This window comes from Vibrio iocasae (assembly GCF_042245395.1).
Classification (GTDB): domain Bacteria; phylum Pseudomonadota; class Gammaproteobacteria; order Enterobacterales; family Vibrionaceae; genus Vibrio; species Vibrio iocasae.
In genome coordinates this window covers 191,960-206,281 of sequence record NZ_CP145311.1, presented here as the reverse complement: position 1 = coordinate 206,281, position 14,322 = coordinate 191,960, and the positions used below count along the sequence as shown (strand labels likewise).

Here is a 14,322-nt window from a genome sequence, read left to right as displayed (position 1 = left end):
TAGATATTTGATACTGAAAAACGATGAGAGGAAAGAGGCTAGCTATATCGCTGAGCCTCTTAAATATACTTATGATTGACGGAGCAACTCGAGTATTTCTGCCGTTTTTTGCTCCAAAAGGGCTTTGTTTCCACGAGCTTCGACGTTTAGTCTGACAACTGGTTCGGTATTTGAACTACGCAAATTAAATCGCCAATCACCTTGTTCTGACGAAAACTCGTAGTTCAACCCATCAGTGAAGTCTACTTTCGTAGCCAACGGCTCGTACTTAGTTTTCACTCTTTCAATCGACAAGCTCGGGTTTTCTAGCTTAGAGTTAATTTCTCCGGAGACAGGGTAAGCATTAATTCGCTCATTAACCGCTTCCGATAAAGAGAGCCCTTTCACTGATAGTAGTTCGGCAACAAGCAACCATGGAATCATGCCAGAGTCACAATAGGCAAAGTCACGAAAATAATGGTGAGCACTCATCTCTCCACCATAAATCGCATCTTCCTGACGCATTCTCTCTTTAATAAATGCATGACCAGACTTTGTCATCACTGGAGTACCACCATTTGCCTTAATGATATCAACCGTATTCCAATAAACCCGAGGGTCATGAACAATCTTCTCGCCCGGATTTTTCTTTAGAAATGCCTCCGCAAGTAAGCCAACAATATACGCACCTTCGATAAACTCCCCGTTTTCATCAAACAAGAAACAACGATCGAAATCACCATCCCATGCGATACCCATATCCGCATCATGCATTTTTACCGCATTGGACGTGTCCGCTCTACGTTCGGGCAAAATTGGATTGGGAATACCATTTGGAAAATGGCCATCAGGCTCATGGTGAACTTTTATAAATTCAACGGGAACACCTAACGCTTCAAATCGTTTTTCCAGTTCATCAATTACATGCCCAGCCGCGCCATTGCCAGAGTTAACAACCAGCTTCAAAGGTTTTAGATTCGCGGGCTCGATATAGCTCATTAGACAATCTATATATGCTGGGAGATTGGATTGATGAACGAGGTTGCCACCCTTTTCTACCAGCTCAAATTGATTTTGCTCTGCAAGTATTTGTATTTCTCTTAAACCCGTATCACCGCTGATTGGTTTCGCTTCTTCTCGAACCAATTTCATGCCATTGTAATCCATAGGGTTATGGCTTGCTGTTACCTGAATACCACCATCGACTCCAAGGTGTTTAGTGGCAAAGTAGATTTCTTCAGTACCTGTCATGCCAATATCGATGACATCGACACCAGCATCCACAAGGCCATTAGCTAGCGCTGATTTAAACTCTTCAGACGTAAGCCTAATATCGCCACCAATTACAATGCTCTCTGGTTTCAGGTGCTGACCAAATGCCCGACCAATTCTGTAAGCAATCTCTGGAGTTAAGTTATCTCCTAATTTGCCGCGTATATCATAGGCTTTAAAACAGCTTAGTTTTTCTACGGACACTTAATAACCTTCCCCATCATCGTCGATCCGAACAATATCATCTTCACCAAGATAACCACCGGTTCTCACCTCAATAATCTCTAAGGGCACTTTACCTGGATTTTCGAAGCAGTGCTTAACACCTACCGGGATGTATATTGATTCATTCTCACTCACAATCAGCTCTTCATCCCCTTTATAGATACGAGCCGTACCGGACACCACTATCCAATGCTCCGAACGATGATAGTGAACCTGCATAGCTGTTCGCTCACCAGGCTTCATGAATACTTTCTTAACGTGGTAACGCTCACCCTCTGCGACATGATCGTGGTGCCCCCAGGGGCGATAGACTTGTCTATGATGTAAAAACTCACAACGGTCTTGCTCTTTAAGCTGGTTCACGACAGCTTTAATATCCTGGACCTTCTCTCGATGCGCTACTAGTAATGCATCTTTTGTGTCCACAATAACCAGGTCTTCCGTCCCAACTGTAGCAACTAAACGTTCAGGCGCCATCACATAGGTATTGTTTGTGTCTACAGGGATAACATCTCCATGCAGTACATTGCCATTTTCATCTTTATCACTCACCTCCCAAAGAGATGACCAGGCACCGACATCACTCCATCCTGCATCCATAGGCACAACTACGGCTTCAGATGTTTGCTCCATCACAGCATAGTCAATTGAATCATCAGGACACTGGCTAAAATCTTTCTCAGAAACTCGGATAAAGTCGAGGTCATTAACAGCATTCTCTATAGAAGTTTTAGCAGCAGACAAGATATCTGGGCGGTACTTGCTTAATTCCTCTATATAACGGGATGCTTTAAACATAAACATGCCACTATTCCAATAGTAGCTACCATCATCTAGATACGACTTTGCGGTTTCCAGGTTTGGTTTCTCTACAAATGAGTCAACGCTAAAAGCGACCTCTTCGGTACAAACAGAGTTTCCTCGCTTAATATAGCCATAACCAGTCTCAGGAGCGGTAGCCACAATACCAAATGTTACAAGCTTACCTTCGGCTGCAAAGCTTTCGGCATAACTTACTGCTCTACAGAATGCTTCTTCATCTTTAATAAGATGATCGGCGGCTAAAACCAATAAGGTAGGATCATCACCTTGCTCAACAGCTTTCAATGCAGCCAATGCAACAGCAGGGGCAGTATTTCTGCCGACAGGTTCAAGTATAATCCCGCTATGTTTATGCCCAGATGAATGAAGTTGCTCTGCAACTAAAAAGCGATGTTCTTCATTACAAATGACACACGCAGGGCTGTGCTCGATTCCGCTTAGCCTTCCAAGGGTATCTTGCAACATAGTTGTTGTATTGGTAAGAGCCAAAAACTGTTTAGGGAAATGAGTTCTGGACATAGGCCAAAGGCGGGAGCCTGAGCCGCCGGCCATTAGTATAGGGAGGATTATTGTTTTCATAAAAGACCTTAAGGCAGTTTTGTAAAAGTAGCCTTCACTTTAGGGTAAGCTAACACGTACTTTGTTCTACAGTTTTTATTTAAAGTATTGAGCTTGATCCTATTTATAACTTAACATTTTTCATTACATTCACTTTGCACCACATTTCGTAACATCCCTCCATACAGCCAGAATTAATATACACTACAATAGCTATGCAACAATAGATCGCATTAATAAAAGTAAAAAAACCTTATGGTATCAACAGCTTATAACTTATAGGTATTATAATATATGAATAAAATAGCTATTATTACCGGTGCAATTGGTGGAATTGGTTCCGCAATCACTGTTCAACTTATAAAAGAGGGGTACAAGGTTATCGCAACCTACCACTCAGGACACTTGGAAAAAGCTGCTCAGTGGTACCAACAAAACGAGTTTAAAGATCATCAAATAGAGCTTTTAGAGCTAGATGTTACAAATACCGAAGATTGTAAAGATAAGCTAAATAAGGTACTGAGTTCATATGAAAATATTGACGTATTAGTAAATAATGCTGGAATAACAAAAGACGTATTATTTAAAAACATGTCTCTATCAGACTGGAAAAGCGTGATTGACACAAACCTCAACAGCCTCTATAACGTAACCCACCCGCTATTTGGAGCAATGTGCAATCAAAACTCTGGCCGAATAATAAATATATCTTCCGTCAACGGTGTAAAAGGACAGTATGGCCAAACAAACTATTCTGCGGCTAAAGCTGGAATGATCGGGTTTACAAAATCATTAGCTTTAGAAGGAGCACGATATGGTGTGACCGTTAATACCGTAGCTCCTGGCTATACAGCTACTCAAATGGTTAAAAATATGAAAATTGATGTATTAGATAAAATAAAAAAACAAGTTCCTTTAAATAGATTAGCAACTCCTGAAGAAATAGCAATGACAGTTAGTTTCTTGGCTGGAAAGTCTGGTGCTTATATTACTGGTGAAACCATATCCATTAATGGTGGCCTGTATATGCAATAATATAAAAACATATTATTATTTCACTAAATTTTAATAAAAATTCATAATTCCACTTCCGTTAATCACACGGATTAAATATAAGCATAATTTAACTAAGTGTTTGTCGCTATTTAACAATATCTATAAATCTTAAAATAGAATATATTATTATTAAATAGCAACAATTACTTACTTATTATCAAAAATAATCGACTCACTATTTCGCTTCCAAACTAAGTCTCCGATTTCGTCAGTTGGATTGAATTCTGTCGGAGCATCCAGTAATAGTTGCCTAATTTTCTCGTGTTCGAAGTTGTGACAAGCTAAGTCCAACTCGTCTAATAATTTCTTATAGTTCTTAAACGGCAAATAACTTTCATTTGCAGTCATAATTCGTTCGTGTGCTGTTTTTTCGACATTATCTCCAATGAGTAACTCTTCAAATAATTTTTCCCCTGGCCTAAGCCCTGAAAATCTAATTTCAATATCTCCGTATGGGTTTTCTTTACTTTTTACCTCTAAACCCGAAAGATTAATTAAATTTTCAGCTAGATCTACTATCTTGACAGGTTCGCCCATATCCAATACAAAGACATCCCCACCTTTACCCATTGCTCCGGCCTGAATCACTAGCTGAGCAGCTTCAGGGATAGTCATAAAATAACGAATAATATCAGGATGAGTAACCGTTACAGGTCCCCCACTTGCTATCTGTTTCTTGAATAGAGGAATAACAGAGCCAGAAGAGCCTAACACATTTCCAAACCTGACCATTGTAAACCTAGTACTTCGCTCCTTTTGATTTTCTTGTTGAGATAAAGCTTGAAGTCCAAGCTCTGCCAGTCGCTTCGTAGTACCCATAATATTTGTTGGTCTAACAGCTTTATCAGTTGATATAAGAACAAAAGACTCCACATTTGATTCTATCGCGGCTTTTGCTGTGTAATACGTACCAAAGACGTTGTTCCTAACACCTTCTACGACATTATACTCAACTAAAGGAACGTGTTTATAAGCAGCCGCATGATAAACCGTTTGGACGTTAAAGCTTTTCATAACCATTGCCATACGGTTAATTCTCTGTACTGAGCCCAATAATGGGACAATCTTAACGTCGAGTTGCCCTTCATATACCAATGCATTTAATTCTCTATCGATTTGATATAAACCAAATTCTGATATCTCAAACAAAACAATGGTTGATGGTTTTTGTCTTACTATTTGCCTACACAATTCGGATCCAATCGATCCCCCAGCCCCAGTAACCATTACAACTTTATTGAGGATATTACCTTCAAGCAAAGATTGTTGAGGAGACACTGGATCTCTACCTAATAAGTCTTCAATAGGCACGTCTTTTAGTTCGTCGATTTTAGCGACTCCGGAGACTATATCGGTCATATCAGGAACAGTTAACACTTCTGTAGGCAAGTGTACTAATTTATCTAAAATTTCTTTTCTTCTAGCTCTACTTGCACTTGGGACTGCTAGAAAAATTTGGCTAACATTATACTTATTTATTAGGCTCTCTGCCTTAGTGATATTCTCGACTTTTAGACCTAGTATTATCGTGTTCTCCAAAGTACTATCGCCATCAATAAAGGCGACAACTTTATATGATTCAGAAGAGCGTAAAGCGAATGCTAACTGTCGTCCGGCAGCACCAGCACCATAAATTAAAACGTTTTTTTTACCTTTATGGTTAATCTGAGAATACAATGATCTTGCCACAAGTCGAGAACCACCACTCAAAATACACAAAAATGCGCCATATATAATTGGAACCGAACGTGGTACCTCTGCATTAAAATAAAAAGCAAGTAAGCTAATAGATGCAGCTGACACAATAGTACCTAAGGCGATTACGGCTAAAGCATGAAAAGTTAAATAACGGAGGATAGCTCTATAAAGGCCAAGTCTGATAAAAGTAAAAACCGTAATTCCAACCGTTCCAGCTAGAATATACCTAGTTACAGGATCCTCAAGCGACCCTATGTGACCAATTCTTGTCCAATAGGCGCCATAAAACGAAGCAATGATAAACAACGTATCCAGAATCACGCTTATCAAGCGCTTCTTAACTCGGGATAAATTCCAGATAAAATTTAATCTAGCCATAATACTTTTATATTCTAAACAGACGAACGAACATTACACAAAAAGTGATATTATTGAACTTGATACAAAAAAGCACCTTTTGACAGTGTGATACCTTTGTTACATACCACCGAAACTAAAAGATAGTATCATGAGTGCCAGTTGTAAGTAAGTGGTGCTGTCACCTTTACCGCCTAATAGTTGTACAATCAAACCATACTCTCTGTAAGCTAGTGATTGCCAGTTTAGCTAATACTTAAATAACATTCTCCTATCTGGTTTTGATGCACACAATCTAGTACAATTTTCCGAGGTTAAAGAATTGTAGTTCTATAGAACCTGCGACATCACTGGCGAGGTATGCTCATCTAACCCGAAAGGCTCTCAAATCACGGTTGAGCTATAATATCCATTGACTTTTAATGCCCAATAAATAGGAAACAATATTAGGGTGACGATGAATGATAAGAAAAGCAAATATTAATGATCTAGATAGATTGGTTGAGATTCACATGCAGAACTTTGATGGTAACGAACTATCTATCATATTAGGTCGGAATTTTGTTAGAAATTTTTATAAATTAATACTTAGTGACTGCAACTCAAATATAAATGTTGTTGTAATTAACGATGTAATTTCAGCATTCAGTACAGTTTTTTTAAAATACTCCGATTTTGAAAAAAAAATCAAAATAAAAAGCTTTACTTCGATTCTATTTTTTTTAATTAGACACATTTTCAACCTAAAAAAAATACAATCAGTGTACAAATCAGCAAAAACCAAAAAATTTAGTAATTATTTAGACATAGACACTTATGATTTCTATGTTGGCGCTTTCGTTATTGACATATCTTACTCAGAAAAACCAATTGTAGCAATTGAGCTATCAAAGGCTTACGCTAGAAATATAAAGCTGTTAGAAAAGTACTCGAGTACCTATTGGGGAAGTTGTAGAGTCAGTAATAACAAATCACTAAGAATGCTTAAAAGTAAAGGAATGAGTTCTATTCTGGAAATAGAATCATATCCAGAAAATATTTATTTAGCAATTAAGGAAAAGAAAAATGAAGTCAGCACTACAGAACATTATCGTTGAGTTACTTGAAGATATTAATGAGGAGTTAAAAAGTGAAGAATTAAAAAATATTTCTTTACAAACCAAGCTCTATGGGAGAAATGGGGTGTTAGACAGTGTTGCATTAGTTTCTTTTATCACTGATCTAGAAGAAAGATTATCTGACGAACTTGAGGTGGATATAGTGCTAGTTGATGAAAAGGCAATGAGCCAACAAACATCACCTTTTAGAGATATTGATTCATTATTAAACTATATTTATTCCCTTACTAATGAGTAAACCATGAGTAGAGTTATTGTCATAACCGGAACTAGAAAAGGCATAGGTAAAGAACTAAGCGAGTATTACCTTAAAAAAGGAGATATAGTTATAGGATGTAGCAGAGGAAGGCAATCGATAGTCCACGATAATTATAGGCATTATAAGCTTGACGTAATTGACGAAAAAGATGTTGTTAAAATGGTGAGAAGTACAAAAAGAGAGTTTGGCAAAATAGACATACTCCTGAATAATGCTGGAATAGCTTCTATGAACCATTTCCTCACAACACCATTAACTACCGTAAAAAACGTCTTTCAAACTAATTTCTTTGGTACATTTTTGTTTTCTAGAGAAGTATCCAAGGTCATGATGAAACAAAAAAGTGGTCGAATTGTTAACTACTCCACAGTAGCTAGTGCCTTAGACCTAGAAGGTGAGTCTATATACGCAGCTAGCAAATGTGCTATTGAGAGCTTTACTAGAACAGCAGCCAAGGAAGTTGCGCCATATGGAATAACGGTAAATGCTATAGGACCAACTCCTACAATGACAGATCTAATTAAGGCCGTCCCAAAAGATAAAATTAATGAGCTTATCGATAAACAGTCCATAAAGAGGCTTGGTAATACTGAAGATATTATAAATGTTATAGATTTTTTCGTAGATAAAAAGAGTAAATTTATCACTGGGCAAGTAATATACTTAGGAGGCGTTAGCTAGTGAAAAAAGAAATATCAAAATCAGATGTTGTTAATGCAAATAAAGAGTTCTACAACTTAGAAGCAAAAGAATATCTTGAAAATGAATATTATGCATATACTAATAACATTCAAGCTGACGTATTGAATAATTTGCACTATAGTGTAAGCAATAGTGAGGGCAATGAACAATTTCTCGATTTGGCCTGTGGTTCAGGTTTCTTAAGTAAGTTAGTTTCTAGAAATGACTTACTCCAAAAGGGAACCGGTATAGACATATCAGAAGAACAGGTGGCTTTATTTAATTCCGAAGTGAAATCCCCTAAATTTATCGCTAAAGTGGGTGATGTTACAAAACTTGATTTCGAAGATAATAGTATAGATGTCGTTGCTGGTTATTCTGTGTTACATCACTTTTTTGATTACTATGAAGTATTAAAAGAAGTTACTAGAGTAGTAAAAAAAGGTGGAGTAATCTACTTTGACTTTGAACCAAACCGAAAGTTTCAAAACAAACTAAGCAAACTTATTAAATTAAGGCGAAAGCTGTTTGACACTAAGACAGAAAAAAACTCATTACATGAACTTGAAGATATAGCAGAGTACCACAATAATTTTGAACCTGGAATTGATGTAGAGGAGTTATCAAAGTTCTTGCAAAAAGACTATGAAATACTAAAGATATCAAAAAGAATACCTGAACATAATTGGGTTATGAGCAAAACTCTTGATATTTTATCAAACTTTTCTTTTACCTACAGCCCTAATTTTTACATAATTGCGAAGAAAAAATAGCATGAACCAGTTCATAAGCAACTTTGAGAATTATGATGATAAAGTCGCCATTGTATTTAATCAGAGAAAATATTCTTATCGAGAACTACTATCAGAAATAAATTACATTAGCGAAAATATTATCCATAAAATAAAGCCAAGTGAAGTAGTATCTATAATATCTGATTACAGTTTCGAAGCAATTGCTTTGTTTTTTGCACTTTATAAGAACAAAAACATAATAGCTCCGATTGCAACAAAGATTGAATCTGAACAAGAGGAAAAAATATCCGAGTCTTATTCGGATAAATCAATAACAATTATTGATGGGAGATACGTTGTCGAGCCAAGACAGGCTGCAGACAAGCATCATATTATCAAATGTCTTCAAAGAGACTTATGTTCTGGTTTGATTTTGTTTTCAAGTGGAAGCACCGGAAAGCCTAAAGCTATGATACATAATTTTGATGATCTAGTTGATCATTACAAATTAAAAAAGCCAAAAACAGTGAACATTATTTTATTTTTAATGTTCGATCACATTGGTGGTATCAACACCATGCTAAACGCACTGTCAATCGGCTCTACTCTAGTCATTCCCATGAATAGGAATGCTGACGATGTTTGTCAATTGCTTCAAGAGTATAGTATTAAGGTTCTTCCTTCGAGCCCTACTTTCCTTAACCTTATGCTAATTAGCAAAGCCTATGAAAAATATGACTTAACAAGTTTAAGAATGATAACTTATGGCACAGAAACAATGCCAGAAAGTTTACTTACAAAACTCAAGTCAATATTTCCGCGTGTTAAGTTTTTACAAACTTTTGGGACAAGTGAAACTGGTATCGCTAATACATTTTCGAAATCCTCAAGCTCAACTTTTATGAAAATTGATGACCCTGACCTCAAATATAAGGTTGTTAATCAAGAACTATGGCTTAAAAGCAAAACTCAAATTTTGGGTTACCTTAATTCTCCGATGGATAGTTTTACAGAAGATGGTTGGTTTAAAACAGGTGATCTAGTCGAAGAAACAACAGATGGTTTTATAAAGATTATAGGTAGAAATAAAGAAGTAATAAATGTTGGAGGGGAAAAAGTACTACCGAATGAAGTTGAATCAGTTATTATTGAGATGGACCAAATTGATGACGTTATGGTTTATGGAAAAAACAATCCTATTACGGGGCAAACAGTAGTATGTGATGTAGTATCTAGCCTAAATAAAAGCATACTTAAAAGAACCATCAGAAAATACTGTATTGATAGGCTAGACAGTTACAAAATTCCAACCAAAGTAAACTTGGTAGAAAAAACAAACTTTACAGATAGGTTTAAAAAAATCAGAAGGTAGTCATTATAATTTAACAGAATCACTCGATATTGGGCGCGTTTAACCCTATATTATGCCGAATCTGAACAGGTTCGGCTGTACTATAGTTGTGCTTAATCCTGAGCATTTTTAATACTATCCTTCCGTTATGATTTTTTCTATTATATCGCATAATTTAATCGCATCTTTAACCGTAGTAGAGCTATGGACAGGTAGATTAATCATATTACCAGGATATTTTTCTGACACTCCAATACTATAATACTTATATTCACGGTATGCATTCATAGATGGTATATGATAATCTATTAGTTCACCTAGTTGATATCCTTCCTTAGCACATTGCTTTATAATTTCATCAGCTAAATGGGTGTTAATTGGAAAATGAGAGTATGTTGCACCTCGGTTTTCTTCTAAAATACGAAGTATGTTATTTTTTGATAGTCTACTTTTATAAATAGCAGCGACCTTTCTTCTATGCTCAACAATATTTTCGTATTCAATACACTGTGACAAACCTATCTCCGCTTGAAATGGTGACATTTGTACCAAATAATCATCAGGCATATCAATTTTTGACTCATCAAAATACTTAACAAACTTATTGAGCAAATCGGCATTCTCTAATATATTCACAATTTTGTACACCCATCGATTAAATGATAGGTATATAGCACAGGCATAGGCGAAACTATATATATCTTTCTTGAGGTTTCTTTCATCCAGATCGCTTATTTGATATGCTCTTAATTTATGGGCTATTTTATCTGAATCCGTAGTGACAACTCCACCAAATATCGATGTCATAATTTTACTGATATTCAGTCCATAAATTGCAGCATCCCCTGTTTTATGTACAAGTTTACCTTCCCAACTACAAAAAAAACTATGGGCACAATCCTGAATAAAAATGATATCTTTATGCCGCTCTCGCATGCGATTAACTTTGTCCAAGTTTAAAGGTTTACCAAAAATACTAGTTAGAACAACTGCAACTGTATTTTTAGTTATAGCATTCTCAACTAAGTCTAAATCCATGTTATAGGCTGACTTAGATGAATCTACAAATACAGGACTAAATCCAGAAGTCACGATTGCATGAGGAACCACAACGCACGTATATGCAGGACAGATAACTTCACCTTCCTCTTTGTCAATTAGTACTTTAAGTAAAGCATACAATCCTGTTCTGCCATATGGCATTGCTATCGCGTGTTTGCTACTTGCTAGATTAGCAAACTTCCTTTCAAAACGCTCAAGGGAATCTGTGCGGAATCTAGATCTTAAAACAGCTCCCAATATAGCTATGATTCTCAATTTTGGTTTAAGTCTAGGTATCATCATCTTAGTTTTTAACTATTATAGGTAATGTATATATACTTTCGTCGCTTTTTTGCCAGTATCCCATACTAGCCATATGAATTTGCTTAAAGTTGTTAACATGGAGCCGAGTCGCATTCTCAACTGACTCGTAAACTTGAATATCACCACCTAATATTACTTGCCTTTCTACCTTAATTTTAGCTCTTCGCTTTCTAGATATTAATAAGTTAGCTAGTAATATTTTTACCATATTTCCTAACTTCAAAGATCTAAATATCGTTAAACTCATCCCCCTTAGGACAATAAATTTAAATGCAGAAGGAAGGGGTCTATCTACATAAAAAGTTTCACTTTTGAGTGTAACTTTACCATCGTCAATATACCAGGTTGCGTTGTCATCTAATAATTGATTAGAAATAATAGAGCCGTTCTTGGTTTTACCAACAAATGCAGGTATTTCAAATAAACCAGATGAACTTGAAGAATGAATGCCAACTCCTCCCTTTTTGAGGTTTATCAGTGTATAGTGATCTTCACCGCTATCAATTAGCAATCCTGATTCTGAAAATACTCTTCGATATTCAATTCTTTCACAAGGCAAAAGGTATTCTTGTTTGAGCGTGCACACCTCTTTAATCGTCGAAATTCGGTTGAACTCTACTGCACAAGTGACATAGTCATTAAACATCGGGACGAAATTTCCCATATCAATAACATCTAAAGTAACTGATTGTTGATCCAAAATAGATTTGTAGAAAAATTTTGATAACTTGTTTGCAACAACACTCTTGTTTGATAAGCGGTAAACACCAGAGGGAAAAACAAATCGTGTCATACGACTGCCATAAACCCCCCCCCACAAACCACCGGGAATAGCCCCGTGAGCCAGGAAAGTTATAGATTTATCGATTGGATCCCCTAACTGCCACTTCTTTCTTCGAATAAAAATTTCTACTAAGCTCGACGTACACCACGTTTGATAACCGAAGTCTGCTCCACCATACTCGCTGAACCAACCCTCTTCAGACTGGTGCTGCAAGATACGATTTACCCAAATTTTTGCTCGAACATCTCTATTTTCGCCAGTAAAGTCAGACCATCTCACCAACGCCAAAGCATTAGTTGCTAAGTGGTTAGAGATAACTCCATGGTGTTCATCTTGTTTTTCGAGAAAATCAATCATAGGGGAAATAATCGATACCCAACGTTGTAATACCGTAGGGTCAACGCGATCTTTTAGATTTTCTGCTGCAAGTATTAGTTCACCCGCTACTAAGCCCGTAACACAAAAAGAATACTCGTTGGGTAACGCTTCATCAAGGCTACCGTTCTTGTTAAGAATAAACCGAGTACCCGAAAACAACGAGTCAATACGTTCAATAAGTCGCTCTTCGTTAATATAATCAGGGAGCATATTATGTTTAATTAAAGAAGACAGCCCACCAACTGCAGCTTGAAATGTACCATTAGGGAAATCAATAAGTTTCCATCCCCAATAATATCGGTCTCCAACACCATAGGTTGCACTAGATGTATCGTTGTTGAACAAAGCCAAAAGCCTCGGTAGATTACGGTGCACCTGATCCAAAAACACATTCATTATAGCATTCCCCTGATTGTAGCTTGTCTGAGTAAATACTCGTAACTTTCACACCATCCATAGTTTTTATGAAATACCCTTTGATGCCAAACAACAGAGGCCTGTCCACAAACAGATTCGAGCTCGTCTAAGTAATGATCTATTAGGCTATACCTTTGTTCTTGGGTAAGCTGCTCATAGTCATATAGATGTGAGTCCATCAGAATTAAAGGTAGACATTTCAAAGAAGCAGAAAACCTATTCTCTACGTCTATAAATGCTGGAAACTTAAACGCAGTGAAGTTTCTGAATCCGGGTTTGTCGTTAAAGCCCAGCGTTGTATCTAACGTAAAGCCACAACGTTCCTGCGTGTGCCAAGTGTCTTTAAACGAAAACCTTAACCAATGCTGCCTACATGTAACTATCTGTGATTTAGCAATATATTCTAAGGTATCTTTTTCCTCTTGCATACGCTGTTTATCGTTCCAAGAGCCATAACTTTGATGAAGGCCGACACTATGACCTTTAAGGATCAGTTTTTTAATTATGTTACTGATTTTATTACTATTGATATCGTAGGATGGATCAAACAGCCATAGACTGAGCTTATTATTATATTTAGTTTTGCTGTAAAAATTCCATTGACTAGTCACATTATATTTTTCTTCTAAGGTTAGAATACTTTCAAACTGCCAATAATCGGGTTTATCAAAGATACCTTTAATTAAGGATGAAATTGTTTTAAAAAAACCCAAAATATCAAGCCTTTTAAGAAATCGAATAGAATTAAAAATATTAAACGCACTCGACTTTATTGTTAAAGGTAAAGTCTTTCTTACATAGTCTACATCGTGTGTTAAATATATTTTAGGCTTGGGCAATTTAGGAAAAACATCATCTTCATTAACTAAATATAAATGGCAATACCACTTTCTAAGGAACAAAAATATTCGGTTTACCCATGCATAAGAACAATCTAACTTAACATTAAGCTTATGGCTAAAAGAGTGTATACTTCCGACTTCATTTTCATATAGTCTTTCCATTGTATTTGTAGACATTAAATAAGCAGTAGTAAACCAATCCACATTATTCCATACGATATCTTTCCCTTCAGGAATCATACATTTAGGAACCGGTATATAAGATACCCCCCCAGGACAAGAGTACCAATCAGGGAGATCAACGTTTACAACGTTATTATCTATCGGCTTATCATCAAAGCAATCTGGTATAGGTAGTCTCTGAACTAACTCAATTGATTTTTCACAATAAAAACCGCTACTTAAAAATAGTTCTTGGGAAAGCAA

Annotated in this window: 12 protein-coding genes; 6 read left to right on the top strand and 6 right to left on the bottom strand. The window is 36.4% G+C overall.

Annotated elements, in window-relative coordinates; genetic code table 11:
- Window positions 1-69: 69 nt before the first annotated feature.
- Window positions 70-1,455: a phosphomannomutase CpsG gene (locus tag SNR28_RS10450; RefSeq protein WP_375752287.1), complete on the bottom strand. Its 1,386-nt coding sequence runs from the start codon at window positions 1,453-1,455 to the stop codon at window positions 70-72.
- Window positions 1,456-2,877 (bottom strand): mannose-1-phosphate guanylyltransferase/mannose-6-phosphate isomerase, encoded by a 1,422-nt coding sequence (locus SNR28_RS10445; RefSeq protein ID WP_375752285.1) that lies wholly within the window; start codon window positions 2,875-2,877, stop codon window positions 1,456-1,458. It abuts the gene before it with no gap.
- A gap of 273 nt (window positions 2,878-3,150) precedes the next feature.
- On the opposite strand from SNR28_RS10445, the gene SNR28_RS10440 reads away from it, so the two are divergent.
- Window positions 3,151-3,891, top strand: coding sequence for an SDR family oxidoreductase (locus SNR28_RS10440; RefSeq protein ID WP_375752284.1), 741 nt, complete (start codon window positions 3,151-3,153; stop codon window positions 3,889-3,891).
- A gap of 168 nt (window positions 3,892-4,059) precedes the next feature.
- Here SNR28_RS10440 and SNR28_RS10435 read toward each other — a convergent pair whose 3' ends face one another.
- Entirely contained in the window at window positions 4,060-5,988 is a 1,929-nt protein-coding gene (locus tag SNR28_RS10435; RefSeq protein ID WP_375752283.1) for a polysaccharide biosynthesis protein, read from the bottom strand.
- Between the two features lie 440 nt (window positions 5,989-6,428).
- Between SNR28_RS10435 and SNR28_RS10430 the strand changes: the two genes are divergently transcribed.
- The 5 genes from SNR28_RS10430 to SNR28_RS10410 are packed head-to-tail and all read left to right on the top strand — an operon-like array spanning window position 6,429 to window position 10,131.
- Window positions 6,429-7,064, top strand: coding sequence for a hypothetical protein (locus SNR28_RS10430; protein ID WP_375752282.1), 636 nt, complete (start codon window positions 6,429-6,431; stop codon window positions 7,062-7,064).
- The gene (locus SNR28_RS10425; protein WP_375752281.1) at window positions 7,033-7,323 is read left to right on the top strand and encodes a hypothetical protein; all 291 of its coding nucleotides are present in this window, start codon (window positions 7,033-7,035) and stop codon (window positions 7,321-7,323) included. Before SNR28_RS10430 ends, SNR28_RS10425 begins: the two co-directional genes overlap by 32 nt.
- Before the next feature lie 3 nt (window positions 7,324-7,326).
- A complete protein-coding gene (locus tag SNR28_RS10420; RefSeq protein WP_375752280.1) occupies window positions 7,327-8,025 on the top strand; it encodes an SDR family oxidoreductase in 699 nt (232 codons plus the stop codon).
- Window positions 8,025-8,798 carry a class I SAM-dependent methyltransferase gene (locus SNR28_RS10415; protein ID WP_375752278.1) on the top strand — a complete coding sequence of 258 codons (774 nt, stop codon included), beginning with the start codon at window positions 8,025-8,027 and terminating at the stop codon, window positions 8,796-8,798. The genes SNR28_RS10420 and SNR28_RS10415 overlap by 1 nt, the downstream gene beginning before the upstream one ends.
- 1 nt (window position 8,799) lies before the next feature.
- Window positions 8,800-10,131 carry a fatty acid--CoA ligase family protein gene (locus tag SNR28_RS10410; RefSeq protein WP_375752276.1) on the top strand — a complete coding sequence of 444 codons (1,332 nt, stop codon included), beginning with the start codon at window positions 8,800-8,802 and terminating at the stop codon, window positions 10,129-10,131.
- A 114-nt stretch (window positions 10,132-10,245) separates the two neighbouring features.
- On the opposite strand, the gene SNR28_RS10405 is transcribed toward SNR28_RS10410, so the two are convergent.
- From SNR28_RS10405 to SNR28_RS10395, 3 genes are read right to left on the bottom strand one after another with little or no spacing between them, the layout of a single operon-like run.
- The gene (locus SNR28_RS10405) at window positions 10,246-11,454 is read right to left on the bottom strand and encodes a DegT/DnrJ/EryC1/StrS family aminotransferase (protein ID WP_375752274.1); all 1,209 of its coding nucleotides are present in this window, start codon (window positions 11,452-11,454) and stop codon (window positions 10,246-10,248) included.
- 1 nt (window position 11,455) lies between these two features.
- Window positions 11,456-13,033, bottom strand: a complete 1,578-nt coding sequence (locus SNR28_RS10400) for a hypothetical protein (protein WP_375752273.1) — start codon at window positions 13,031-13,033, stop codon at window positions 11,456-11,458.
- On the bottom strand, window positions 13,033-14,322 hold the full coding sequence (locus SNR28_RS10395) for a hypothetical protein (RefSeq protein ID WP_375752272.1): 1,290 nt from the start codon (window positions 14,320-14,322) through the stop codon (window positions 13,033-13,035). Before SNR28_RS10395 ends, SNR28_RS10400 begins: the two co-directional genes overlap by 1 nt.

What these genes read in the sequence shown, in the direction of transcription:
- SNR28_RS10430 (WP_375752282.1), top strand. Translation starts at nt 6,429, where the DNA reads ATGATAAGAAAAGCAAATATTAATGATCTAGATAGATTGGTTGAGATT.
- SNR28_RS10435 (WP_375752283.1), bottom strand. Translation starts at nt 5,988, where the DNA reads ATGGCTAGATTAAATTTTATCTGGAATTTATCCCGAGTTAAGAAGCGC.
- SNR28_RS10410 (WP_375752276.1), top strand. Translation starts at nt 8,800, where the DNA reads ATGAACCAGTTCATAAGCAACTTTGAGAATTATGATGATAAAGTCGCC.
- SNR28_RS10400 (WP_375752273.1), bottom strand. Translation starts at nt 13,033, where the DNA reads ATGAATGTGTTTTTGGATCAGGTGCACCGTAATCTACCGAGGCTTTTG.
- SNR28_RS10425 (WP_375752281.1), top strand. Translation starts at nt 7,033, where the DNA reads ATGAAGTCAGCACTACAGAACATTATCGTTGAGTTACTTGAAGATATT.
- SNR28_RS10445 (WP_375752285.1), bottom strand. Translation starts at nt 2,877, where the DNA reads ATGAAAACAATAATCCTCCCTATACTAATGGCCGGCGGCTCAGGCTCC.
- SNR28_RS10440 (WP_375752284.1), top strand. Translation starts at nt 3,151, where the DNA reads ATGAATAAAATAGCTATTATTACCGGTGCAATTGGTGGAATTGGTTCC.
- SNR28_RS10405 (WP_375752274.1), bottom strand. Translation starts at nt 11,454, where the DNA reads ATGATGATACCTAGACTTAAACCAAAATTGAGAATCATAGCTATATTG.
- SNR28_RS10420 (WP_375752280.1), top strand. Translation starts at nt 7,327, where the DNA reads ATGAGTAGAGTTATTGTCATAACCGGAACTAGAAAAGGCATAGGTAAA.